Genomic DNA, 22,750 nt, shown 5'->3' on the forward strand with positions numbered 1-22,750 from the left:
CGCATTTCAACGAGCTATCATCCCGCCATGTCGGGAAATCCCTTGAGGGGGAACGGAGCTCGTCGGCATAAATCCGCGGATATCTGCCGCAGGATATTTTCGGCGCCCGTTTCGCGCTAACGTTGTCCGAATCGATCCTGATCGTGGTGATGCCGGGGGAACTGATGCTCGAGGCCATAGCTCTTCTAGCCTTCGTGATGGCGCTCGTTGCTTTCCTCGGCGGCCGGAGGACGGCCGAGCGCCTCGACCGTGAAATCGAGAGCCTGAAGGCGGAGATCGCGCGGCTCGGGAGAGAGTCGACGGAACAGCGCTCCCCGGATATCGAAGCTGCGAGGACGGAGGCTGACGTTGCGAAGGCTGCCGAGCCCGAGGCGATGGCCGACGGTCCATGGGCGCGGGCGCGGCAGGACGCTCACGCCGTTGCTGACGAAACCAGGGGTGCTGCCGAAAGCCTCGACGAGGAGGCCGCGCCACCGGCGATACCCTCGGCTGCGGCAGCGCGGACCGAGAGCCTGGAGAGCCGGATCGGCGGGAGGTGGCCGGTCTGGGTCGGGGGGCTCGCCTTGGCGCTCGGCGGCTATTTCCTCGTGCAGTATTCGATCGATGCCGGCTTGCTGAGCCCCCCGGTCCGCTTGACCCTCGCCGCCCTCTTCGGGCTCGCGCTCGGAGCAGCCGGCGAGGTGATCCGCCGGCGCGCCGTGCCTGCTGTCGCGGACCGCTTCCGCAACGCGATGATACCGGGCGTTCTGACCGCTGCCGGTGCCGTCACCCTGTTTGGCGTCGTCTATGCCGCCTATGGCATCTACGGCTTCATCGGCACTGCAGCCGCTTTCATTCTGCTGGCGGTGATTTCGCTTGCGACGGTGGGGCTGTCACTGCTGCACGGTCAGGCGTTTGCCGGCCTCGGTCTTCTCGCATCGCTTCTGACGCCCCTGTTCGTCTCCAGCGGAGAGCCGCGCCCCTGGGTGTTGTTCGGCTTCCTTGCGGCCGCATGGCTCGCCACGCTTGCCGCGTCGCGTCTGCGCCGCTGGTCGGTCGTTCCGACGCTTGCCAATGCCGGCCTCGGGCTCTGGGGCCTTGCCTATGTAGCGCTCGCGACGCCTTTCGAGGCGCCTCCGGTGACCTTCGCGCTCCTGGTGATGATCGCCGGTGTCGCACTGATCTGGCCGGGCCTCGGCGAGCGGGACGCGGAGCCGAGCGGAGCGCCGGCGGCGGGCGCCTGGGAGCGGCTCTTCAAGCCGCCCCGACTTGCCATCTCCATCTCGGCGGCGATCGTCGCAGCCGTTCTCGCGCTGCTGTTCATCAGCCCGACCGTCGACGCCCAGCGTTTCCCGGTGACCGAATTCGTGGTCGTCGTCGCGGCGCTTGCCGCTGCAGGCTCCTTGCGTCCAAATGCGGTCTATGGGGCACTGCTCGCCGCCTTCGGTGCCATCGCAGGTACCTGGAGCTTGACTGCGCTCAGTGGTGTTCTGTCCTATCTCGATCCGTCTTTGGCCGATTTGCCGCCCGAGATCGTCGTCCCTGGCCGCACGGCCATGCTGAGCGCCATGATACTTTCGGCGCTCTTCGTCCTCTTCGGCGCCCTCGTGCTTGCCCGGCGCCCGGCGGGGAATCGGCCATTCGTCGTTCTTTGGGCAGGTCTCGCCGCGGCAATGCCAAATGCGCTTCTGGCCATGTCGTTCCTGATGACGGGCAATTTCACCTTCGACCTGCCGCATGGCCTCGTCGCCTTCGCCGGCGGGCTGTTCCTTCTCGGGCTAGTCGAATGGCTCTATCGCCGGGGCATAGAGGCGGGGGAAGCCGACGTTCCCGGCGGTCTGCTGGCGCTCGGCTCCTTCGGTCTTCTCGTCATCGGGCTTCACGCCTGGACCGACGGCCTGGTGACGACACTGGCGATCGCCTTCCTCGGGGCCGCATACAGCTTCGCGACGCGTCTTCGCTCCTGGCCGGTTCTTCCCTGGGTGACGGTCGCCGGCGCGGTCGTCGTTCTCGCGCGGATTGCCTGGGAGCCGACGATCGTCGGGCCGGGCAGCCTCGGAACGGTGCCGGTCTTCAATGCGCTGCTCCCGGGCTACGGCATCCCGGCGTTGTTGCTCGTCGCCTCCGCCTATTTCCTGAGGACCTTGCCGGATGTGCGGGTGCGCAACCTGCTGCAGGCGCTGGCGAGCCTTTTCGTGCTTCTGACGGTCGCGATCCTCGTTCGCCACGCGATGAACCGCGGCGTGCTCGACAGTTCCGTCCCGACACTCGGTGAGCAGGCGATCTACACGCTTCTCGCGATCGGCGCCTCCGGGATATTCATGACACTCGACGGGAGGTCGCCGAGTCCGGTGTTCCGCTACGGCGGCATGGTGCTCGGGGTCCTGTCGATGCTTTCCGTGCTTGCCGCCCACCTCGTCGGTCTGAACCCGTATTTCAGCGGCGAACTGCTCGGAAGCGTTCCCTTCTTCGACCTGCTCCTCATCGGGTATCTGCTCCCCGCCATCGGCTATGCGGGGCTTGCCCGGTATGCGCGGGGCCGTCGCCCGCTGCCCTATGTGGCGGCGCTCGCCGTCAGTGGCGCCGTTCTCGCCTTCGCCTGGGCGAGCCTCAGCGTGCGCCGTTTCTGGCAAGGGCAGAACGTCGCCGATTGGAAGGGCTTCCTGCAGGGTGAGACCTACACCTATTCGGTGGTCTGGCTGGTTCTCGGCGTGCTGCTTCTCGTGGTCGGCTCGCGCATGAATGCCAAGAGCATCCGTATCGCCTCGGCGGTGCTGGTCTTCATCGCCGTGCTCAAGGTATTCCTGGTCGACATGTCCAATCTCGAAGGCTTTCTGCGGGCGCTGTCCTTCATCGGCCTGGGGGCGGTACTGATCGGTATCGGGCTCTTCTACCAGAAGATATTGTCGGGCAGCGCTGGCAACGGGGCTCACCGCGCATGAGCCGACTTCCTGCACTCGCGGCCGCCTTCGCACCCCATGACCGGCTCGCCGGCGAACTCCTCCCGCATGCCTTCGCCGCGGACGATGGTTCCCATGACGCCTCGCATCTCATCCGAGTCTGGAAAAACGCTCTCCGCATCCAGTCGGAGGAGGGTGGCAACACCCGCCTGCTGGCCGCCGCCGTGCTGCTGCACGACTGCGTGTCGGTCGAGAAAAATTCCCCACAGCGTGCAGCGGCTTCTCGGCTGGCGGCCGAAAAGGCGTCCGAAATCCTCGAGAGGCTCGGCTGGAGTGCGGCCGATATCACATCCGTCGCCCACGCCGTTCTGACACACAGCTTTTCGGCCAATCTGCCGCCGGAAACGCTGGAGGCGCAGATTCTGCAGGATGCCGATCGGCTCGATGCCATCGGCATGGTCGGCGCTGCCCGCTGCTTTTACATCGCCGGGCGCATGAACAGCGCGCTTTATGATCCCCTCGATCCCCTGGCCGAAGCCCGCCCGCTCGACGACAAGGCTTTCGCGATCGACCATTTCGAGGCGAAGCTCTTCCGCCTGGCGAAAGATTTCCAGACCGCGGCGGGGCGGCGGTTGGCTGTCGAGCGGCAGGAGCGGCTTCGCGGCGTGCTTGCCATGATGCTGGATGAAATCTAAAAGCCTCAATGGGTTGGCCCGTCCCGGTGAATCAGATTGGCAACGGCCTGACTCGATTTCTGAATTCGGAAAATTGACATGCAAGTGACCGGCCTGAACATCCATCCCCTGAAGAGCGGTCGCGCGGTGCCGCAAACGGCCGTTACCGTCAATCTCGACGGACTCGCCGGCGACCGGCGCTTCATGCTGGTCGCGCCCGACGGACATTTCATCACACAGCGCGAGCTGCAGGCGCTTGCGCAGGTGGAGGCGGAGCATGTCGCCGGCGGTGTGCGCCTGCGGATGAACGGCAAGGAGCTTTCCGTTCGCTTCGACCCGAATGACCGCCTCGATGTCCGGGTCTGGTCGAGCGACGTCAATGCGGCTGTCGCCGGGGGTGCTGCAAACGACATGCTGTCCGGCTGGTTCGGCCGCCCCGTCAAGCTCGTCCGCATGGACGATGAGGCCGAGCGCTTCGTCGGCGCCGAATGGGCGGGAGCGGCGGCGCCCGTCGCATTCGCCGACGGCTTCCCGGTTCTGGTTACGACAACGGGCTCGCTCGCCGACCTCAACCGCACCCTGATGGAAAAGGGGCAGGAGCCGGTCGGCATGGAGCGCTTCCGCACCAATATCGTCATCGATTGCGACGAGGCCTGGGCCGAGGACTTCTGGGAGAGCCTGGAGATTGCCGGGATTACCTTCGATCTCGTAAAGCCCTGCGCCCGGTGCATCATGACGACGCAGGATCAGACGACCGGCGAACGCGTCGGCGGTAACCCGATCCAGGGTCTTTCGGTAAAGCGCATGTCTGCGGACCGGCGCGTGCCCGGCGTGCTCTTCGGCTGGAACGCCGTGCCGCGGGGGGAGGGCATTGTCAGGCTCGGCGACGCGGTCGAGGTCCTCCGCCGTCGCGAGGAGCGCTGGCCGATGAAGGTGCGCTGAGGCGGCTTAAAACGCGGCCGTGCGAAAAGGTGCGAGCGGCCGGCGCATCAATTCCTGTGATGCCACGCTCAATATTATTGGTTTCCCCCGGGCTCGCCGCCACCATAGGATGGCCCCTCATCATCAGGAGCTTGCCCATGTCTGCCATTTCTCCCGCAGTCACCCGTCCGGCGGACCGCAGCGGTCTGCCCTGGCTCATCATCTTCGCCGGCTCCATCATCGCGATGCTGACCTTCGGTCCGCGCTCCGCCATGGGGTTCTTCCAGCTGCCGATGCTTGCCGAGAAGGGTTGGGACCGGACGACCTTCGGCCTGGCAATGGCGTTTCAAAATCTCTGTTGGGGTCTTGGCCAACCGTTCTTCGGCGCGATCGCCGACAAGTTCGGCACCTGGCGCGTGCTCGCCCTCTCCGGCCTCGTCTATGCCGCGGGACTGATCCTGATGGCCTTCGCGGATGCGCCGATCTGGCTGCATATCGGCGGCGGCGTACTGGTCGGGCTGGGCGTTGCGTCGGGTTCCTTCGGCATCGTGCTTTCCGCCTTTGCCCGCAACGTCGCGCCCGAGCAGCGCTCGCTCGCCTTCGGCATAGGCACCGCCGCCGGCTCGGCCGGCATGTTCCTCTTCGCGCCGCTGAGCCAAGGCCTCATCTCCGCCTATGGCTGGTCCGACAGCCTCGTCTATCTCGGCCTCATGATGCTGCTCGTTCCGCTCTTTGCGATTCCGCTGCGCGGCAATGCCTCTTCCGGGCGCCAGTCCGAGGCATTGTTCAAGCAGACAGTCGGGGAAGCGCTCAAGGAAGCGCTCGGGCACAAGAGCTATCTTCTGCTCGTCTCGGGTTTCTTCGTCTGCGGCTATCAGGTCGCTTTCATCACCGCGCATTTTCCGGCCTATATCGGCGATATCGGAATCGACGCCCGCTATGCGGTAATCGCGCTGGCGTTGATCGGCTTCTTCAACATCATCGGCTCTTTCTCGGCGGGCATCATCGGCCAGCGTTATTCGAAGCCCTATTTCCTGGCGCTGATCTATCTGGCCCGTTCAGTCGTCGTCTCGGCCTTCCTGTTGCTGCCGCAAACGCCGACATCGGTCATCGTCTTCGCGGTCGCCATGGGCCTCCTGTGGCTCTCGACGGTGCCGCCGACCAACGGGCTGGTGGCGATCATGTTCGGCACGCGGCATCTCGGCCTGCTCGGCGGCATCGTGTTCCTGTCGCACCAGATCGGTTCATTTCTCGGCGTATGGATGGGCGGCTATCTCTACGACCAATTCGGATCCTACGATCCGGTCTGGTGGGTGGGCGTCGCGCTCGGAGTGTTCGCGGCCATCGTGCACTGGCCGATCGAGGAGCGTGCCGTCGCCCGCCCGGCAATGGCCTGATCACCAAAATGTCGCGATGCGCCCGTGCGATATGCGGGCGTGTCGTTTCCACCCTGCGCGCTTGAAATCTGTCACAAAACTTTCTAAATCAGTTCCGGCGGCTCAGCCGCTTTTGTTTTGATCTAATTATGCTCATTTTGAGCATAATTAGAAATTGCCGGAAACGGCGAGAGAGGAGAGCCCGATGACCACTCTTGACCTTCGCAAGGAAGCGGCGCCCGCTCCGGCCTTTGCAAGCGCTGCGGCACGCTTCGGTGTCATCGAAAAGCCGGATCTCGCCTTCACCCCGGCTGTCGCGCGCGAGACCGAGCACCTTTACGAAAAGGTCAAGGACTTCATTCCTGCGTTCGAGTGGGCGGCATATGCGCCTTACGTTCATGCGATCAACCGGTTGAAGAAGGAACGCAACGCGGTCATCCTGGCCCACAATTACCAGACGCCGGACATTTTTCACTGCGTGGCGGACATCGTCGGCGATTCGCTCCAGCTTGCGCGCGACGCTACCAAGGTCGACGCGGAGATCATCATCCAGTGCGGCGTGCACTTCATGGCCGAGACGTCGAAGCTGCTCAATCCGGAAAAAACGGTGCTCATTCCCGATGCGAGAGCAGGTTGCTCGCTTTCGGACTCGATCACCGGAGCGGATGTGCGGCTCCTCAGGGAACGCTATCCGGGCGTGCCGGTCGTCACCTATGTCAACACCTCGGCCGACGTGAAGGCGGAGACCGACATCTGCTGCACCTCCTCCAACGTGCTGGCAGTAGTCGAAAGCCTGGAGTCCGACACCGTGCTCTGCATCCCGGACGAGTATCTGGCGATGAACGTGGCGCGCCAGACGAATAAGAAGATCCTGACCTGGAAAGGTCATTGCGAGGTGCACGAGCGCTTCACGGCAGCCGAACTCCTGGCTTACAAGGAAGCCAATCCCGGCATCGAGATCGTCGGCCATCCGGAATGCCACCCCGATGTCATCGCCGTCTGCGATTTCTCCGGTTCCACATCGGGCATGATCAATTACGTCAAGGACAAGCGGCCGCAACGGGTGCTGCTGGTGACGGAATGCTCGATGGCCTCGAATATCCAGTCGGAAGTCAAGGGCGTCGATTTCGTCAAGCCGTGCAACCTGTGTCCGCACATGAAGCGCATCACGCTGCCGAAGATCCTCGACAGCCTGCTCGACATGACGGAAGAGGTTCTGGTCGATCCGGCGATCGCCGACCGCGCGCGGCTGGCGGTCGAGCGCATGGTGAACCTCAAGCAGTGATCAATGCCGGGGCAAACCCGGCGCAGGCCCGTGGAGGAGTTATCGAGCCATGCTGACCGACCATTTCCGCCCGCAGTCCTTCAACGGGATCGATGACATCGTCATCGTCGGCGGCGGCCTTGCCGGGCTTTTCTGCGCGCTGAAACTGGCGCCGCGTCCCGTTACGATCCTTGCCGCCGCACCGATCGGCTACGGCGCTTCCTCGGCCTGGGCGCAAGGCGGCATAGCCGCCGCGATGAGCAGGGGCGATACATTCGAGAAGCATGTCGCCGACACGGTTGCGGCCGGTGCCGGTATCGTCGACGAGAAGATGACGCGCATGATGGTCGCAGAGGGCCCGGCCCGCATCCACGATCTGCTCGAATTCGGGGTGCCCTTCGACCGCGACCTGGAGGGAAAGCTCCTGCTTTCGCGGGAAGCCGCGCATTCCGAGCGGCGCATCGTCCGCGTCAAGGGCGACATGGCCGGCAAGTCGATCATGGAGGCGCTCATTGCCGCGGTGCGCAATACCCCGTCGATCCGGGTGATCGAGGGCTACGTGGTCGAGGAACTGGTGCGCGAGGGCCGGTTCATCTCCGGCGTGATCGCGCGGCCGGATGCCGGCCAGTCGAAGAGCCGCGTTTCCTTCCCGGCGCGCGCCGTCGTTCTTTGCTCGGGCGGTGTCGGCCATCTCTATGCGGTCACCACCAATCCATGGGAAGCATGCGGCCAGGGCGTCGGCATGGCGGCGCGGGCGGGCGCCATCATTGCCGATCCCGAGTTCGTCCAGTTTCATCCGACCGCGATAGACATCGGCAAGGACCCGGCGCCGCTTGCCACCGAGGCGTTGCGCGGAGATGGCGCCACCCTGGTGAACTCGCAAGGCCGCCGTTTCATGCTCGACATCCATCCCGATGGAGAGCTCGCGCCGCGCGATATCGTCTCGCGTGGGGTCTTTGCGGAAGTCCAGGCCGGACGCGGCGCCTTCCTCGATTGCACAAAGGCCGTCGGCAGGCATTTTCCTGAGATGTTCCCGACCGTCTACGCCTCATGCATGGCAGCGGGCATCGATCCGGTCAGGCAACCGATCCCCGTCACGCCTGCCGTGCACTACCACATGGGCGGCGTGCTGACGGACGGGGAGGGGCGTACCTCCATCGACGGCCTCTGGGCGGCGGGCGAAGTGACATCGACCGGCGTTCACGGCGCGAACCGTCTTGCCTCGAATTCGCTGCTGGAGGCGGTCGTCTTCGCGGCGCGGATCGCGGAGAATATCAAGGGCAGCCTGCCGGCCCCGAAGCTGACTGCCTGGGGCGACAATGCCGGCGAGAACGACGATCCGGTGACGGTCGAGGACAGCCCGCCTTTCAAGGTGCTGCGGCAATTGATGAGCGATTGCGTCGGGGTCGTGCGTACGCGCGAAAGCCTGACCCGGGCGATCCGGGGGATTGCGGAACTCGAGAGGACGAACAAGCGCCTGCGCTTCGCCAATATCGTTACCACGGCCAAGCTCATCGCGATCGCCGCCCTGCAGCGGACGGAAAGCCGCGGCGGTCATTTTCGGGCCGATTGCCCGGACGAGCGACCGGAATGGCGGCGCCGGACCTATCTGACGCTTGCCCAGGCGGAGCGTCTGGCCGCGGACGTGGCCGAGAGCGAGCCGGCATGACGGCGGCAAACGCGAAATTAGAAGCTACTCCAATCGCAGGAACGACATAATGATCGCCCTTCGCCCGGAACTGCCCGCTCTCATGGTCGAGGAGCAGGTGAAAGCGGCCCTTTTGGAAGATCTCGGCCGGGCCGGTGACATCACCACCCTCTCGACGATCGGGCCGGAGCGGACAGCCGCCGCGAATATGAGCGTGCGCGAAGCGGGCGTGATTGCGGGGCTGGAACTGGCGCGAACCGCCTTCCGCCTGATCGACCCGTCGATCCGCTTCGAGGCGCTCGCTGCGGACGGCGACCGGGTGGCGCCAGGTACGACGATTGCGCGAATTTCCGGCCGTGCCCGAGGACTCCTTTCGGCCGAGCGGGTGGCGCTCAACTTTCTCATGCATCTCTCGGGGGTCGCGACCTACACGGCGACGTTCGCCGACGAGATCGCCCATACGAGCGCCAAGGTCTGCTGCACGCGCAAGACGATCCCCGGCCTTCGCGCTCTTGAAAAATACGCCGTTCGCCTCGGCGGCGGCTCCAATCATCGTTACGGCCTCGACGACGCGGTGCTGATCAAGGATAACCATATCGCCGTTTCCGGCGGTGTTGCCGGCGCCGTCCGCGCCGCGCGGGCCTATTGCGGCCATCTCGTCAAGGTCGAGGTCGAAGTCGACGGCCTCGCCCAGTTGCGCGAGGCGCTGACCGCCTCGCCGGACGTGGTCCTGCTCGACAATATGGGGCCGGAACTGCTGCGCGAGGCCGTCGCAACCAACGCGGCACATTGGGGACTGTCCGCCGCTTCCTATCCCGGTGACCTGCGCCGCACCAGGCTGGAGGCGTCGGGAAACGTTAAGATCGAAACCATTCGGGCAATCGCCGAAACGGGCGTCGACTACATCTCGACTTCGAAGATCACGATGGCCGCACCGACGCTCGACATCGGTCTGGACGTGTCGATTTAGCTCAATTCGCCGGATGACTGCAACTCAGCCGCGTTTTTGCGGAACGACCTCGGCAGCCGCGCGTTGTCTTCTATCGACCCGCGAGTGAGAGGGAGAACTCCGATGATGAGAACGATGATCGCGATCGCCTGTGCGGCAGGCTTGGCGGGTGCCGCTTCGGCACAACAATCCTCGCAAACGGCAACGGCCGAGTTCGTGGGCAAGGACGGTACCGACATCGGGCGGGCCACTTTGACGGCAGGTGGCAAGGGCGTGCTGATCGAGATGGAGATAAGCGGCCTGCCGAAGGATACCTGGGTCGCTTTTCACGCTCACGAAATGGGGCGCTGCGATCCCAAGGACGGGTTCGAGTCGGCGGGAAAGCATTTTGCCGGCGAGGATGAAAATTCCGAGCACGGCTTCCTCGCTTCCAATGGCCCGCATGCCGGTGACATGCCCAACCAGTATGTCGGCGCCGATGGCATCCTGCGTGCCCAGGTCTTCAACAGCTTCGTGTCTCTCGACGACAAGGCCACCGCCCTTCGCGGCCGGGCCCTGGTGATCCATATGCATTCGGACGACAACCGCAGCCAGCCCTCCGGCGATGCCGGCGACCGGCTGGCCTGCGCGGTGGTGAAATAGTGCATCTCGCCCGGTGCGCAGCGGTTTTGGCAAAACGCGACGCGCTTTAAGGTTCAGCGGCCGCCGACCTTGAGGCCGGGCGCTGGCCGCTCGTCCAGGATTTGGCGGCGGAAGCGGAAGAGTGCGGCCGGACGGCCACCGGTGGATGCCAGGGTCTCTCCCGTCGGCTCGACGAGCTCCGCTCCTTCGACCAGCCGGCGGAAGTTCTGCTTGTGGAGATGGCGTCCTGAAATCGCCTCGACGGTTGCCTGCAGATCGGTAAGGGTGAATGCCGGCGGCATCAGCTCGAAGACCACCGGCCGGTATTTGAGCTTGCCGCGCAGTCTCGCGACAGCGGTCGCGACGATCCGGCGGTGGTCGTGGCGCATCGCCAGCCCCGCCGCCGGGTTTTCCGGTTCGCGGCAATGGCCGTCGATCACGGCCTCGCGCACCAGACCCGCCTCATAGAGCAATTCGTAGCGCTCCAGCACGCGCTCTTCGTCCCAGGGAAAGTCGTCAAGGCCGAAGGCGAGGCGTATCCGTGAACGACGCTGTGCGGAGGCCGGCTTTTCGTCGCCGGACTCCCAGCGAACAAGCGCCGGCAGGATGGTCTGGTCGAGTATCGCGGGACGTCCGAGACGCCAGTCTTCCCAGGGCAGATAGCCGTACCAGTCGCGCCAATGCGCGCCCGCCTCGGCCAGCCTCTCGTTGTTCTCGGCGTCGGTGCGCGTCAGCGCCAGGTAGCCGACGGACACCATGTGCTTACCTTCCTCGCCGGGCAGACGCTGGCGCCCACGGTCGCCGAAGGTGTAGAGCTGCTCGATATAGCCGAGCTTGAGCGCCGTACGCTTCTCGACGCGCGCCCGCAGGCTTGCCTCGAAAGTGCGGTGGCGGGCCGGATCGAAGGGGCCGAAGGGCAGGCTGTCGCGAGCGTCCCCGTCCGCCTCGCTGACGGCGAGGATGCGCGGGCTGCGACTGACGACCGCGACGATCACGGCATTGAGCCCGATCTCGACCGTGACCGGCTGCGCTTCACCCGGCATGTTGCACGTCTTGCAGGGGCAGGATGAACGGAGCATTGCCGTCGGCATCCGCGCCGCGGCCGATGGCTCGCACTGCGGCGACGAGCGCACCCTTGCGGGACAACGCCCGGTCGCCGATTTCCACGAGCCGCGCATTCGGCGTCGCATAGGGCGAGGCAAGCCGGAGGCGCTTCGCGAGCGCGTGGTCGTCCTGGTCCGGTTCGACGGCGAGTGCGGCGATCAGCGCGGCCGCAGGCGAGCGGGAGACGCCCATCCAGCAATGTATGAGCATCGGCCGCGTCCGGTCCCATTTGCGGGCGAAATCGATGATTCGATGAACGTGTTCTTCCTGCGGCGCAATCAGGTCGCCCGTTCCGGCGAAGCTGATGTCGTTCACGCCGATCGTCAGATGCTTCGCATGGTCGATGACGGCTGGGCGATGAAAATTCTGACCCTTCGCAAGCAGGCTCAGCATTTCGCGGCAGCCGTGCCGGACGGCCATCTCCGCGATGCGCTGAAGCGGCGAGACGACGATTGCCGTCATGGTCACGCCTCCTGTCTCGCCTTGGCGCGTTCGGACTCCAGCGCATTGAAGCGCGTGGCGAAGAGCCGCTGCGCCTCGACCGCGGGCAGAGGGTCGATCAGCAACGTCTCGCGGGTGATGCCGCGCGGCTGACCGAAGAACTTGCGGGCCTCCTCTGCTGAAAAGCCGGCAAGTTCCGTCGCTTCGAAATAGGCCGCGATACGGTCGGCCTTCTTGATCCGCTCCTTGAGCTCCCTGGGCGTATGTGCCGGAAGCCCGAAGCGCAGGTGGACCGCATTCTCCAGGCGCTTCTCCACGGTCTTGTAACCGCCGCCGACGACGGCCTTGAACGGCGAGATCATGTCGCCGATGACGTATTCCGGCGCGTCGTGAAGCAGGGCCATCAGGCAATCCTGGGCATCGCAGCGATTGGTGCGGCGGAAAATCTCCTCGACAACGAGACTGTGCTGGGCAACGGAGAAGGCGTGGTCGCCGGAAGTCTGCCCGTTCCAACGCGCCACGCGGGCGAGTCCGTGGGCGATGTCGGAAAGCTCGACGTCGAGCGGTGAGGGGTCGAGAAGATCGAGCCGCCGCCCGGAAAGCATACGCTGCCACGCACGCGCACTCATCATGCGCTCGCCTCGCCTGTCTCGTTCGGAAAGACGAGTCCCGTCCAGGCGGGCAGCGTGAGGGTAAGACGCACATCGCCTGCAAGAATGGCCTCACCCTTGGCGATCGCTTCGCCTGCCTTGTCGATCCTGACGATAGCCAGGCCGTCCCGATCCAGTACGGTGCCGAGAGAACCGATCGGCCGTCCGTTGACCGAAATGTTGGTTCCGCTCGGCGGCAGCGTCGCCTCGCCGGCGACGATGACGAGGCGGCGTCGCGCAGTGCCTCGGTGCTGCATGCGCGAAACGACTTCCTGCCCGACATAGCAGCCCTTGCGGAAGGAAAGGCCGCCGTTCATGTCCATGAGCACGTCATGCGGAAAGGCATCTTGCAGGTCGTAGTCGCGGCCGGCAACGGCGATGCCCGCCGCGATTCTGAGCCGGTCCAGATCGGCGACGCCCGCTTCCGCTGCAGGCATGTCGCGATAGAGGCGGAAAGCGGAAATGCCCGCCTTCTCGAACCGATGATCGCGATAGCTCCCGGCAGGCGCATCTTCTCCGAACACGACCGTGACCGGCGCCGGCGAATTGAGCGACAGCTCCACTGCCGATCGCAACTTGTACATCGTCAGGCGCTTGACGAGCGCGTCGGCTTGATCCTCCGTCGTCTCCAGACGCAACGCTTCGCCGTCGCGGGAGATCAGGAAATCGAAAAGGATCTTGCCCTGCGGCGTCAGCAGCGCGCCGGGCCTGACCTCGTCGGGGGTCAACGAGGCGATATCCGTCGTGATCAGCGTCTGAAGAAGGGTCTCCGCGTCCTTTCCGGAGACACGAATGATTGCGCGGCCGTCGAGGCAAACCATTGGCATATGTCGAGTCCTATTCTCTATTCCGAAGAGGTAGGATGTCTGCCGGGGAAGGGCAAGCATGCCGTGCGGGAACCGCCAGCATTTCCGTCTCTCCGGCACGAGACGCGCTCAATCGCCCGCGACGAAGAACTTCCACTTTCCATCCGGCGTGATGCCGACGCGGTAGAAATTGTAGGTGCCGAACTCTTCCATCCCGGCGAAATCGCCGGCGGTCACCAGTCGGAAGAGGTCGACCTTTTCCGGGGCGGTCAGCGACGAGAGCGGCTTCTCGGCGAAATAGGGCCAGACATAGGCCTCCTCGGGAGTACCCTTGTCCGCAAGCACGAAGCCCGTCGACATGACGTCGAGGAGGATGGCCAGAATTTCGATGCCGTCCTGGTCGCCGGAAAGACTTTTGAGTGCGGCAATCGGGTCGTCTTCCCCGGCGGTGGCGGTAACCTGGGTCTGGGTGGGGCCCTTGCCGAGCAGGGGGCGCAACCGCTCGATGTCACCCGAAGCCGCGGCCTCGACGATCAGTTCGCGCATGCGTGCGACCGGCACCGGGATCTTCGAAACATCCGTCAGGACCTCGACAGGCTCCACAACGTCAGGCGCGGCGATCTCATCGTCCTTCGACTCGACGGCCGTCCTGTCGACGAGAGGGTCTGGCATCGGAATTTCGAGGGGGGCCCGTTCTTCCGGCGCGGACTCTTCGGCCTCGTCGCCTGGGGCTGCGTTCTGTTCGCCGGCAGGGGCAGGGGCGCCCTGAAACTCACTGAGCGCGAACGCGGGCGCAGGGGGCATGGTCGCACTCGCCAGCAGCAACACGACAAGACCAACCGGGAAGGCCCGGTTTGCAGGGTTCCGGTTCATCGGGCAGTCCTGATGTTACTGAATCGTCCGCTCTGGCGAGAATTCTCCGGCGAGCATGCGCTCGCGAAGCGAATTAAGCATTGCCTCGGCACCTTCTTCGCCATGAAGCCGGACGGTTTCGCGCATGGCCAGCGCAATCGCCGCATCGGCGATGATTTCGGGCTCGATGCCGTCGGCCATGCCATCCGCCCAAGCCTCGTTCTGGTGCTCGAGCGCCGCCTGCATCTTCTCGTGGACGATCATGTCGTCGATGTCTGTCAGGCTTGGTTCCATCATTCGTTCCATGCGGCTTCCATTACGTGCACTGGCTAACCTAACGCCTATCGGCTGAACCGCAACTGAACGGGCAGACAGGCCGGCTACTTCTTATCACTCTCTTAACAAACTTAGCAGCCTTTTCCCGAAACGACACGGGGTCAGGGAAAAAGAGGTTAATATCTTCCTAATTTCCAAAGCGGGCGACGATTTCCGAAACGAGTGTTGCACCTTCGGCACGGTAGCGTTCTTCCGCGAGCGTCGCGGGCTCCGTACACCTGGTATAGACCGAGGCGAAGGTCCGATAGCCCCGGTTGAAAGCGGCGGTTATGCGCTCGCGCCGTTTCGGCTCTCCGGCCGCCTCCTTGTCGATCAGTTCCTGCGTGGAGCGGCGCCAGCCGTCCTCGGACTGGTCGAGACAGAGATTGCGCAGATAATGCACCGAGCCGAGAATTTCGGCGAGGCGGATCAACCGCCGGTCGTAGGGGGTCGGCTTTTCCTCCTGCGCCGCGGAAGGAGCGGCCGTCTGCTGGGCAGGCTGCTTTTCCTGAGCCGCCACGCCCGCGGCGGTCGCAAGGAGAATTCCTGTCAGCAGCAACAGTCTGAACGGGAGCCGTTTATCGGTCATGCGCCCCTCAAATCCGAACTGACGCCGGTCGTCGCCTCCGGAATACGCCTTGGCCCGCCGGCAGCCAGCTTTTCCACGCAGTCGCGCACGCTTTCCGGAATGGGCAAGGTGAAAATCTCCTCCGGTGTGAACCAGCCAACGCCGGCGGCATCATCGCAGGCGATCGCGACCAAATCAGGATCGGCTTGGACGGTGAAGACCGAAAGCAGGAAGTGACGCTCCTGCGGGCCTATACCGGGCAGGTCATAGATTTCGAAGAGCACGGGATCGCGGGCGCTGATGCCCGTTTCCTCGGCGAGTTCGCGCAATGCCGTCTGCGCAGGCGTCTCCCCGGGCTCCGCCCTGCCGCCGGGAAACGCGTACATGTCGGCTGACGGCGGATTGGCCCGCCGGACAAGAAGATAGCGGCCGTTCCGTTCGAGAATGGCGGAGGAGGCGCGCTCGGGTTGCTTCGTTATCATGGAATCGAAAATCACCTTGGTCGTTGACCCATACTACGTGAAGTGCCACATCGATGTCATGTGCGGACGTTTTGCGCTTACGGCCACGCCGGAGGAATTGCTGGAACTGTTTGGCCTGCTTGAAGCGGAGGGCTTTCCTGCGCGCTTCAACATCGCGCCGACGCAGCCGATAGTCGTTATCGTGGCCTCCGATCGGCCGGAACCGGGCAGCAACCTGCCGGAACGCAAGGCTGTCCTCGTCCGTTGGGGTTTCACGCCAGGCTGGGTAAAGGACCCGCGCAAGTTTCCGCTGCTCATCAACGCTCGGGCCGAAACCGCGATCGGCAAGGCCGCCTTCCGCGCCGCAATGCGCCATCGCCGCGTGCTGGTGCCGGCGTCCGGTTTCTACGAATGGCGCCGCCCGGTCAAGGGCAGCCGGGAGGCCTCGCAAGCCTTTTGGGTCCGGCCGAAGAAGGGCGGGATCGTGGCCTTTGCCGGGCTCATGGAGACGTGGTCTTCCGCCGACGGTTCGGAGGTCGACACCGCGGCGATCCTCACCACCGATGCGAACGGCGCCGTCAGCCACATCCATGACCGCATGCCGGTCGTGATCCAGCCCGAAGACTTTTCCCGTTGGCTCGATTGCAAGAGCCAGGAACCTCGCGAGGTGGCCGACCTCATGGTGCCGGCGGCGGAGGATTATTTCGAAGCAATCCCCGTGTCGGACAAGGTCAACAAGGTCGCCAACACCGGCCCTGAGCTCCAGGACGAGGTCACGCCCATAGCGCCGATCCCGAAGAGGGGGCGCTCTGACGATCGGGATGATGGCGGGCAGATGTCGCTGTTTTGAGCCAAGGACCGCCCCTCATCCGGCCTGCCGGCCACCTTCTCCCCGGCAAGCGGGGCGAAGGGGACGCGCGGCGCTGCTCCCAGATCGGAACTAAGCCGAACGCTTCGCGATCTTCTTGTCAGCCGGTTTAGCCCTGACTTGCAGCGCGGCTGCGAGGACGGCCTTCAGGCCAAGTGGGCGGTATTTCGTCAGCAGATCGGATGGCGGCGGGTTGCGTTCGGCAATTTTGGCGGCCTTCATTGCATGTCTTCCTTGGTGTTTTCCCTATCGGGAGCATTAGCCCTCGTGAATTTTCAACGAAAACCATGTCCCTGTTGTTCCTCGGGAAACAGGACCTGAAGCAGTGCCGGGCCGCATTGGCGAATCTCCTCCCCCTCTGACGATTTCCAGATAAGCCAAATCGTGACGAATCCATGGCTGTCATTTGCGGAATGACGACTTTCGCTTGCACGTGGCTCGCCTCTTGACCGGCGCCGGGTGACGCGCGATAAGGGTCCCCATGAAAACGGTTATCTGCATTATTTGCCGGAAGATTATTCGCTAGCGAACCGCTGGCCTGGCCGTTTTCGTCTCCAGAAATCCAAGATGACAAACGCGCGGGGCCACCCGGCGATTATATTGCGACGGCTGCATGCAGACTTGGAGATCTGGGATGGGCGGAATGCCGATTTTGAAACTGTACAACACGCTGACGCGGGAAAAAGCCGAATTCCGGCCGATCGATCCTCAGAACGTCCGCATGTATGTCTGCGGCCCGACGGTCTACGACTATGCCCATATCGGCAATGCACGGCCGATCATCGTATTCGACGTCCTGTTCCGGCTGCTTCGTCACGTCTATGGCGCGGATCACGTCATTTATGCTCGCAACATCACCGATGTGGACGACAAGATCAACGCGCGGGCATTGCGCGACTATCCCGGGCTGCCGCTGAACGAGGCGATCCGGCATGTGACCGAGAAGACCGAGGCGCAGTTCCTCGAAGATGCGGCGGTGCTCGGCTGCCTCGAGCCCACCGTGCAACCGCGCGCTACCGAAAACATCGCCGGGATGATCGAAATCATCGAAAAGCTGATCGCCAAGGGCCATGCCTACGAGGCCGAGGGAGAGGTGCTCTTCGATACACGGTCGATGGACGATTACGGCCAGCTTTCCAAGCGCAATCTCGACGAGCAGCAGGCCGGTGCCCGTGTCGCCGTCGAGGCGCACAAGAAAAACCCGGGCGATTTCGTGCTCTGGAAGCTTTCCGCCGAGCACGAGCCGGGCTGGGACAGCCCCTGGGGCCGCGGGCGGCCGGGCTGGCACATCGAATGCTCGGCGATGAGCGGGCGCTATCTCGGCGACGTGTTCGACATCCACGGCGGCGGCATCGACCTGATCTTCCCGCATCACGAAAACGAGCTCGCCCAGTCGCGTTGTGCCCACGGCACCGAGATGATGGCGAATGTCTGGATGCACAACGGCTTCCTGCAGGTCGAAGGCCGCAAGATGTCGAAGTCCGAGGGCAATTTCATCACTATCTACGAGCTTCTTCACACGGAAAAATTCGGCGGCCGCAAATGGCCCGGCGATGTACTTCGGCTGGCAATGCTGATGACCCATTACCGCGAACCGATCGACTTCTCGATCAAGCGGCTGGAGGAGGCCGAGCATCTGCTGTCGAAATGGCCGGTCTACGGCGACGCTGCAGGCGAGGCGGATCCGGCCGTCGTCACCGCCCTTGCCGACGACCTCAACACCGTGGCGGCCGTTCAGGCGCTGCATGCATTGGCGCAAAAGGCTTCCGCCGATACGCGCCATCTCGGGGCCTTCGCCGCGAGCGCGGCGCTTCTCGGGGTGGTGCCGAAGGAGGTCGAACTCGACGAGGCGGTCGTTCACGAGATCGATGGCCGTGTACGTGAGCGTCTGGAGCTTCTGAAGGCCAAGAACTACGCGCAGGCCGACGGCATCCGCGCCGATCTCCTGGCGAGAGGCATCCAACTCAAGGACGGCAAGGATCCCGAGACCGGCGAAAGAGTGACCACCTGGGAGGTGAAGCGGTCTCAGGTCTAGTTTCAGGATGGTGGCGCTGCCGGCACGCCGGAGGAAAGAGGAGGGCGAGATGGCTGACGAGATCCATATGGGCGGATGCCAGTGTGGCGCGGTCCGCTTCCGCGTCGAGGGAAAACTCGGCGATGCTTCCGTCTGCCATTGCCGCATGTGCCAGAAGGCGAGCGGCAATTTCTACCTGCCGCTCGTTTCCGTACGCGGCGCGAAGCTCGTATGGACCCGCGGCGAGCGCAAGCGCTTCCGGTCTTCGAATGTGGTTTGGCGCGGCTTCTGCGGCGACTGCGGAACGCCGCTGACCTACGAGGCGCCGGACGGCATGGCGCTCGCGATCGCTGCATTCGACAGGCCGGAAGGCATCGTGCCGACCATCCAATGGGGCGTCGAAGGAAAACTGCCCTATGTCGATCATGTATCCGAGCTGCCCGGCGAAGAGACCATGGCCGACGCCGAGGCTGTCGCCTTTCTTGCCGATCTCGTTTCTTATCAGCACCCCGATCACGACACCGAAACCTGGCCACCGGAGGAAAAAGGATGAGCAATACCGTCAGGACTGGAGGCTGCCAGTGCGGGGCCGTTCGCTTCCGCATCCACGGAGAGCTCGGGCGCCCCTCGATCTGCCATTGCCGCATGTGCCAGAAACAGTTCGGCTCGTTCTTCTCCGCCTTGGTAACCGCGCCGAAGGACGGGGTCGAGTGGATCCGTGACGAGCCGAGCTATTTCCAGTCATCGGTCAATATCGATCGCGGCTTCTGCCCGAAATGCGGTACGCCGATGACCTATCGGCATCCCGGCGGCCTCGAAATCGCCATAGGCGCCTTCGACGACCGCTCCGATCTCGCGCCGAAAATTCAGGTCAATTACCAGTCCCGGCTTCCCTGGGTCGAATCGATCTTCGAGCAGCCGGTTCACCACGATCCCGACTATTATGGGCGGCAGGAGCAGATCATCTCGTTTCAGCATCCGGACCATGAGACGGAGCAGTGGCCTCCGGGCGGAGTCTGGGCACGATGATCGGACGCATCTTCACCGGCGGCTGCCAGTGCGGCGCGGTGCGCTACCGCGCCGAGGGCACGCTGGACGATCCGCACATCTGTCATTGCCGCATGTGCCAGAAGGCGGCGGGCAACTACTTTCTGCCGCTTGCCAATATCGCGCGCGAAGATTTCCGCATCGTGCGCGGCCAGCCCGCCTGGTATCGTTCGTCCGATCTCGTGCGCCGCGGCTTTTGCCGCGATTGCGGGACGCCGCTCTTCTATGACATGCCGCATGCGAGCTTTCTGAACATCGCGCTTGGTTCGCTCGACGATCCGGATGACGTCCAGCCGGTCTACCAGTCCGGCGTCGAGTCGCGGATGTTCTGGTTTTCGCATCTGCCGCAGCTTCCCGAAACAGAGACCGACGACGGCAGCGAAGCGGCCGCCGAGCGCCATCTCATAGTCCTGGAATCCAACCGCCAGCACCCCGATTACGACACGGTGCACTGGCCGCCCGAGGAAGATCTATCGTGAGTTCTCCATTGCGTACCCTCTATCCCGAAATCGAACCCTATGCATCCGGGCACCTCGATGTGGGCGACGGCCATTCGATCTATTGGGAACGGGCGGGCACGCCCGGCGCCAAGCCGGCGGTCTTCCTCCACGGCGGCCCGGGCGGTACGATTTCGCCGAACCACCGCCGGCTCTTCGATCCGTCGCTCTACGATGTGATGCTGTTCGACCAGCGCGGCTGCGGCAGGTCGACGCCGCATGCAGAGATCGAGGCCAACACGACCTGGCACCTCGTGGCCGATATCGAACGGCTGCGGGAATTTTGCGGGGTTGGCAAGTGGCTCGTCTTTGGCGGCTCCTGGGGCTCGACGCTGGCCTTGGCCTATGCCGAGACCTATCCTGAGCGGGTAAGCGAGCTCGTCGTCAGGGGCATTTACACCCTGACCAAGGCCGAGCTCGACTGGTACTATCAGTTCGGCGTCTCGGAAATGTTCCCCGACAAGTGGGAACGCTTCATCGCGCCGATCCCGCCGGAAGAACGCCACGAGATGATGCGGGCCTATCACCGCCGCCTGACAAGCGAGGACCGCGCGACGCGGCTTGCCGCGGCCAAGGCCTGGAGCATCTGGGAGGGGGAGACCGTTACGCTTCTGCCGGAGCCGGACACCAGCACGCCCTTCGAGGAGGACGAATACGCTCATGCGTTCGCCCGCATCGAAAACCATTTCTTCGTCAATGCCGGCTGGCTGGAAGACGGGCAATTGCTGCGCGATGCCTATAAGCTCCACGGAATTCCGGGCGTGATCGTGCATGGCCGCTACGACATGCCTTGCCCGGCAAAATATGCCTGGCAGCTGCACAAGGCCTGGCCGCAAGCCGAATTCCACCTCATCGAGGGGGCGGGACATGCCTATTCGGAGCCGGGCATTCTCGACCGGCTCATCCGGGCGACCGATAAATTTGCCGGCAAGACCGAATAGAGCGGGTGCGAAGAACCCGCAATCGATCAGTGATTTGTACGTTGGAATCGAGACATGACCAGGGAACGCATCTATCTCTTCGACACGACGCTTCGGGACGGGCAGCAGACGCCGGGCATCGACTTTTCCGTCGAGGATAAGATCGCGATTGCGGCGCTGCTCGATCAATTCGGCATGGACTATGTCGAGGGCGGATATCCCGGCGCCAACCCCACGGACACGGAGTTCTTCAAGTGCCGGCGTACCGACAAGGCCTCCTTCGTCGCCTTCGGCATGACCAAGCGCGCCGGCGTCTCCGCGTCCAACGACCCGGGACTGAGCGCGCTGCTGAGCGCCAAGAGCGATGCGATCTGTCTTGTCGCCAAGAGCTGGGATTATCATGTCGAGGTGGCGCTCGGCTGCACGAACGAGGAAAATCTCGACAATATCCGCGCATCCGTGAAGGCGGTCGTCGAGTCCGGGCGCGAGGCGATGGTCGATTGCGAGCATTTCTTCGACGGCTACAAAGCGAATCCCGCCTATGCGCTCGCCTGCACGAAAACGGCTTTCGAGGCGGGCGCGCGCTGGGTCGTCCTGTGCGACACCAATGGCGGCACGCAGCCGGGCGAGATCCGCGAGATCGTCTCGGCCGTGATTGCGGCGGGAGTGCCCGGTGCAAATCTCGGCATCCATGCGCATAACGATACGGGGCAGGCGGTGGCCAACTCGCTGGCTGCGGTCGAAGCCGGCGTTCGTCAGATCCAGGGCACGCTCAACGGCATCGGGGAACGCTGCGGCAACGCCAATCTCGTGACGCTGATTGCGACGCTTGCCCTGAAGGAAACCTATTCGAACCGCTTCGAGACGGGAATCGATGCCGAGAGGCTCCAGGAGCTGACCAAGCTCGCCCATGCCTTCGACGAGTTGCTCAACCGCTCTCCCGATCCCCAGGCCCCCTATGTCGGCGCTTCGGCTTTTGCCACCAAGGCCGGCATTCACGCCTCCGCCTTGCTCAAGGACCCGAGGACCTACGAGCATGTCGCACCGGAAAGCGTCGGCAACCTGCGCAAGGTCATGGTCTCCGATCAGGGAGGCAAGGCCAATTTCATCAATGCCCTCAAGCGGCGCGGCATCACGGTCTCCAAGGACGATCCGCGGCTCGACAAGCTGATCTCGATCGTCAAGGAACGCGAGGCGACGGGCTATGCCTATGAAGGTGCGGATGCGAGCTTCACGCTGCTCGCGAGCCGTATTCTCGGCACCGTGCCCGACTTCTTCCGGGTGGAGAGCTTCCGCGTCATGGTCGAGCGCCGCTTCGACGCGAACGGCAAGCTGAAGACGGTATCGGAGGCCGTGGTCAGGGTGATCGTCGACGGCGAAACGATGATGTCGGTCGCCGAAGGGCATGGCCCGGTCAACGCGCTCGACCTCGCGCTTCGCAAGGATCTCGGCAAGTACCAGTCCGAGATCGCCGATCTGGAACTTGCCGATTACAAGGTGCGCATCCTCAACGGCGGCACCGAGGCCGTCACCCGCGTTCTGATCGAATCGACGGATCGCTCAGGGGCGCGCTGGTGGACGGTCGGCGTGTCCGACAACATCATCGACGCCTCATTTCAGGCATTGATGGACAGTATCGTCTACAAGCTGCTCAAAAACCGCGATCAGGTCGGATCGATCGCGGCCGAGTAGTTGGATCACGATGATGTCGGGTTGCGCGGGATATCCGCTTCCGTCGCATCAACGCCGTTCATCCATCGGTTCACGGAAATGAATTGGTGCATCACCGTCGGTTGGAGTAGGACGCAGGAGGACTGACGGCAATTGCTCCCGAGAGGGTTGGCCGTCGATTGCGGCCGGAGCGCTTCCCGCTCG

Annotated in this window: 24 protein-coding genes; 15 read left to right on the forward strand and 9 right to left on the reverse strand. The window is 63.9% G+C overall.

Features of this window, described 5'->3' with window-relative positions:
* Window positions 1-164: 164 nt before the first annotated feature.
* The 8 genes from AC6CIG_RS10490 (at window position 165) to AC6CIG_RS10525 (ending at window position 10,353) form a co-directional block, all read left to right on the forward strand.
* Complete coding sequence (locus tag AC6CIG_RS10490) at window positions 165-2,921, forward strand: DUF2339 domain-containing protein (RefSeq protein WP_437411675.1); 2,757 nt, start codon at window positions 165-167, stop codon at window positions 2,919-2,921.
* Complete coding sequence (locus AC6CIG_RS10495; RefSeq protein ID WP_018094615.1) at window positions 2,918-3,574, forward strand: HD domain-containing protein; 657 nt, start codon at window positions 2,918-2,920, stop codon at window positions 3,572-3,574. Before AC6CIG_RS10490 ends, AC6CIG_RS10495 begins: the two co-directional genes overlap by 4 nt.
* Before the next feature lie 78 nt (window positions 3,575-3,652).
* Window positions 3,653-4,495: an MOSC domain-containing protein gene (locus AC6CIG_RS10500; protein ID WP_437408833.1), complete on the forward strand. Its 843-nt coding sequence runs from the start codon at window positions 3,653-3,655 to the stop codon at window positions 4,493-4,495.
* A 137-nt stretch (window positions 4,496-4,632) separates the two neighbouring features.
* Complete coding sequence (locus tag AC6CIG_RS10505) at window positions 4,633-5,871, forward strand: MFS transporter (protein ID WP_437411649.1); 1,239 nt, start codon at window positions 4,633-4,635, stop codon at window positions 5,869-5,871.
* Window positions 5,872-6,055: 184 nt separating this feature from the next.
* A complete protein-coding gene (gene nadA / locus AC6CIG_RS10510) occupies window positions 6,056-7,135 on the forward strand; it encodes a quinolinate synthase NadA (protein WP_018094618.1) in 1,080 nt (359 codons plus the stop codon).
* Between the two features lie 49 nt (window positions 7,136-7,184).
* Complete coding sequence (locus AC6CIG_RS10515; protein WP_018094619.1) at window positions 7,185-8,783, forward strand: L-aspartate oxidase; 1,599 nt, start codon at window positions 7,185-7,187, stop codon at window positions 8,781-8,783.
* A 49-nt stretch (window positions 8,784-8,832) separates the two neighbouring features.
* Window positions 8,833-9,732: a carboxylating nicotinate-nucleotide diphosphorylase gene (nadC, locus tag AC6CIG_RS10520; protein ID WP_437411650.1), complete on the forward strand. Its 900-nt coding sequence runs from the start codon at window positions 8,833-8,835 to the stop codon at window positions 9,730-9,732.
* Between the two features lie 102 nt (window positions 9,733-9,834).
* On the forward strand, window positions 9,835-10,353 hold the full coding sequence (locus AC6CIG_RS10525; protein ID WP_018094621.1) for a superoxide dismutase family protein: 519 nt from the start codon (window positions 9,835-9,837) through the stop codon (window positions 10,351-10,353).
* Window positions 10,354-10,406: 53 nt separating this feature from the next.
* Here the strand turns inward: AC6CIG_RS10525 and AC6CIG_RS10530 are convergent, their stop codons facing one another.
* The 8 genes from AC6CIG_RS10530 to AC6CIG_RS10565 form a co-directional block, all read right to left on the reverse strand.
* Window positions 10,407-11,411, reverse strand: coding sequence for an NUDIX hydrolase (locus AC6CIG_RS10530; RefSeq protein ID WP_437408835.1), 1,005 nt, complete (start codon window positions 11,409-11,411; stop codon window positions 10,407-10,409).
* Window positions 11,365-11,898, reverse strand: coding sequence for a tyrosine phosphatase family protein (locus AC6CIG_RS10535; RefSeq protein WP_275596538.1), 534 nt, complete (start codon window positions 11,896-11,898; stop codon window positions 11,365-11,367). Before AC6CIG_RS10535 ends, AC6CIG_RS10530 begins: the two co-directional genes overlap by 47 nt.
* Before the next feature lie 2 nt (window positions 11,899-11,900).
* Window positions 11,901-12,509, reverse strand: a complete 609-nt coding sequence (locus AC6CIG_RS10540) for a YfbR-like 5'-deoxynucleotidase (RefSeq protein WP_028012012.1) — start codon at window positions 12,507-12,509, stop codon at window positions 11,901-11,903.
* Window positions 12,506-13,354 carry a CAF17-like 4Fe-4S cluster assembly/insertion protein YgfZ gene (gene ygfZ, locus AC6CIG_RS10545; protein ID WP_437408836.1) on the reverse strand — a complete coding sequence of 283 codons (849 nt, stop codon included), beginning with the start codon at window positions 13,352-13,354 and terminating at the stop codon, window positions 12,506-12,508. The genes AC6CIG_RS10540 and ygfZ overlap by 4 nt, the downstream gene beginning before the upstream one ends.
* Before the next feature lie 108 nt (window positions 13,355-13,462).
* Entirely contained in the window at window positions 13,463-14,206 is a 744-nt protein-coding gene (locus tag AC6CIG_RS10550; RefSeq protein ID WP_437408837.1) for a hypothetical protein, read from the reverse strand.
* A gap of 15 nt (window positions 14,207-14,221) precedes the next feature.
* Window positions 14,222-14,491 (reverse strand): hypothetical protein, encoded by a 270-nt coding sequence (locus tag AC6CIG_RS10555; protein ID WP_010969047.1) that lies wholly within the window; start codon window positions 14,489-14,491, stop codon window positions 14,222-14,224.
* 157 nt (window positions 14,492-14,648) lie between these two features.
* Window positions 14,649-15,089: a TIGR02301 family protein gene (locus AC6CIG_RS10560; RefSeq protein ID WP_437408838.1), complete on the reverse strand. Its 441-nt coding sequence runs from the start codon at window positions 15,087-15,089 to the stop codon at window positions 14,649-14,651.
* Complete coding sequence (locus AC6CIG_RS10565; RefSeq protein WP_018094628.1) at window positions 15,086-15,550, reverse strand: NUDIX hydrolase; 465 nt, start codon at window positions 15,548-15,550, stop codon at window positions 15,086-15,088. Before AC6CIG_RS10565 ends, AC6CIG_RS10560 begins: the two co-directional genes overlap by 4 nt.
* Here AC6CIG_RS10565 and AC6CIG_RS10570 point away from each other — a divergent pair.
* Window positions 15,549-16,379, forward strand: a complete 831-nt coding sequence (locus AC6CIG_RS10570; protein WP_018094629.1) for an SOS response-associated peptidase — start codon at window positions 15,549-15,551, stop codon at window positions 16,377-16,379. The genes AC6CIG_RS10565 and AC6CIG_RS10570 overlap by 2 nt on opposite strands.
* A gap of 90 nt (window positions 16,380-16,469) precedes the next feature.
* On the opposite strand, the gene AC6CIG_RS10575 is transcribed toward AC6CIG_RS10570, so the two are convergent.
* A complete protein-coding gene (locus tag AC6CIG_RS10575; RefSeq protein WP_080662060.1) occupies window positions 16,470-16,619 on the reverse strand; it encodes a hypothetical protein in 150 nt (49 codons plus the stop codon).
* Between the two features lie 412 nt (window positions 16,620-17,031).
* Here AC6CIG_RS10575 and cysS point away from each other — a divergent pair, with 412 nt between their 5' ends.
* Genes cysS through cimA form a run of 6 tightly spaced genes read left to right on the forward strand, consistent with a single transcriptional unit; the run spans window position 17,032 to window position 22,567 of the window.
* A complete protein-coding gene (cysS, locus tag AC6CIG_RS10580) occupies window positions 17,032-18,432 on the forward strand; it encodes a cysteine--tRNA ligase (RefSeq protein ID WP_437408839.1) in 1,401 nt (466 codons plus the stop codon).
* A gap of 49 nt (window positions 18,433-18,481) precedes the next feature.
* The gene (locus AC6CIG_RS10585) at window positions 18,482-18,964 is read left to right on the forward strand and encodes a GFA family protein (RefSeq protein WP_018094632.1); all 483 of its coding nucleotides are present in this window, start codon (window positions 18,482-18,484) and stop codon (window positions 18,962-18,964) included.
* On the forward strand, window positions 18,961-19,440 hold the full coding sequence (locus AC6CIG_RS10590; RefSeq protein ID WP_127709440.1) for a GFA family protein: 480 nt from the start codon (window positions 18,961-18,963) through the stop codon (window positions 19,438-19,440). Before AC6CIG_RS10585 ends, AC6CIG_RS10590 begins: the two co-directional genes overlap by 4 nt.
* A complete protein-coding gene (locus AC6CIG_RS10595; protein ID WP_100672087.1) occupies window positions 19,437-19,937 on the forward strand; it encodes a GFA family protein in 501 nt (166 codons plus the stop codon). Before AC6CIG_RS10590 ends, AC6CIG_RS10595 begins: the two co-directional genes overlap by 4 nt.
* The gene (gene pip, locus AC6CIG_RS10600; protein WP_437408840.1) at window positions 19,934-20,896 is read left to right on the forward strand and encodes a prolyl aminopeptidase; all 963 of its coding nucleotides are present in this window, start codon (window positions 19,934-19,936) and stop codon (window positions 20,894-20,896) included. The genes AC6CIG_RS10595 and pip overlap by 4 nt, the downstream gene beginning before the upstream one ends.
* A 54-nt stretch (window positions 20,897-20,950) precedes the next feature.
* A complete protein-coding gene (cimA, locus tag AC6CIG_RS10605; protein WP_127709436.1) occupies window positions 20,951-22,567 on the forward strand; it encodes a citramalate synthase in 1,617 nt (538 codons plus the stop codon).
* The last annotated feature ends 183 nt before the right edge of the window (window positions 22,568-22,750 follow it).

It is taken from the genome of Sinorhizobium sp. GQ132, from assembly GCF_059758575.1.

Bases quoted from the DNA above. Each gene is read 5' to 3' on its own strand.
- AC6CIG_RS10490 (WP_437411675.1), top strand. From the start codon at position 165: ATGCTCGAGGCCATAGCTCTTCTAGCCTTCGTGATGGCGCTCGTTGCT.
- AC6CIG_RS10495 (WP_018094615.1), top strand. From the start codon at position 2,918: ATGAGCCGACTTCCTGCACTCGCGGCCGCCTTCGCACCCCATGACCGG.
- AC6CIG_RS10500 (WP_437408833.1), top strand. From the start codon at position 3,653: ATGCAAGTGACCGGCCTGAACATCCATCCCCTGAAGAGCGGTCGCGCG.
- AC6CIG_RS10505 (WP_437411649.1), top strand. From the start codon at position 4,633: ATGTCTGCCATTTCTCCCGCAGTCACCCGTCCGGCGGACCGCAGCGGT.
- nadA (WP_018094618.1), top strand. From the start codon at position 6,056: ATGACCACTCTTGACCTTCGCAAGGAAGCGGCGCCCGCTCCGGCCTTT.
- AC6CIG_RS10515 (WP_018094619.1), top strand. From the start codon at position 7,185: ATGCTGACCGACCATTTCCGCCCGCAGTCCTTCAACGGGATCGATGAC.
- nadC (WP_437411650.1), top strand. From the start codon at position 8,833: ATGATCGCCCTTCGCCCGGAACTGCCCGCTCTCATGGTCGAGGAGCAG.
- AC6CIG_RS10525 (WP_018094621.1), top strand. From the start codon at position 9,835: ATGATGAGAACGATGATCGCGATCGCCTGTGCGGCAGGCTTGGCGGGT.
- AC6CIG_RS10530 (WP_437408835.1), bottom strand. From the start codon at position 11,411: ATGCTCCGTTCATCCTGCCCCTGCAAGACGTGCAACATGCCGGGTGAA.
- AC6CIG_RS10535 (WP_275596538.1), bottom strand. From the start codon at position 11,898: ATGACGGCAATCGTCGTCTCGCCGCTTCAGCGCATCGCGGAGATGGCC.
- AC6CIG_RS10540 (WP_028012012.1), bottom strand. From the start codon at position 12,509: ATGATGAGTGCGCGTGCGTGGCAGCGTATGCTTTCCGGGCGGCGGCTC.
- ygfZ (WP_437408836.1), bottom strand. From the start codon at position 13,354: ATGCCAATGGTTTGCCTCGACGGCCGCGCAATCATTCGTGTCTCCGGA.
- AC6CIG_RS10550 (WP_437408837.1), bottom strand. From the start codon at position 14,206: ATGAACCGGAACCCTGCAAACCGGGCCTTCCCGGTTGGTCTTGTCGTG.
- AC6CIG_RS10555 (WP_010969047.1), bottom strand. From the start codon at position 14,491: ATGGAACGAATGATGGAACCAAGCCTGACAGACATCGACGACATGATC.
- AC6CIG_RS10560 (WP_437408838.1), bottom strand. From the start codon at position 15,089: ATGACCGATAAACGGCTCCCGTTCAGACTGTTGCTGCTGACAGGAATT.
- AC6CIG_RS10570 (WP_018094629.1), top strand. From the start codon at position 15,549: ATGGAATCGAAAATCACCTTGGTCGTTGACCCATACTACGTGAAGTGC.
- AC6CIG_RS10565 (WP_018094628.1), bottom strand. From the start codon at position 15,550: ATGATAACGAAGCAACCCGAGCGCGCCTCCTCCGCCATTCTCGAACGG.
- AC6CIG_RS10575 (WP_080662060.1), bottom strand. From the start codon at position 16,619: ATGAAGGCCGCCAAAATTGCCGAACGCAACCCGCCGCCATCCGATCTG.
- cysS (WP_437408839.1), top strand. From the start codon at position 17,032: ATGGGCGGAATGCCGATTTTGAAACTGTACAACACGCTGACGCGGGAA.
- AC6CIG_RS10585 (WP_018094632.1), top strand. From the start codon at position 18,482: ATGGCTGACGAGATCCATATGGGCGGATGCCAGTGTGGCGCGGTCCGC.
- AC6CIG_RS10590 (WP_127709440.1), top strand. From the start codon at position 18,961: ATGAGCAATACCGTCAGGACTGGAGGCTGCCAGTGCGGGGCCGTTCGC.
- AC6CIG_RS10595 (WP_100672087.1), top strand. From the start codon at position 19,437: ATGATCGGACGCATCTTCACCGGCGGCTGCCAGTGCGGCGCGGTGCGC.
- cimA (WP_127709436.1), top strand. From the start codon at position 20,951: ATGACCAGGGAACGCATCTATCTCTTCGACACGACGCTTCGGGACGGG.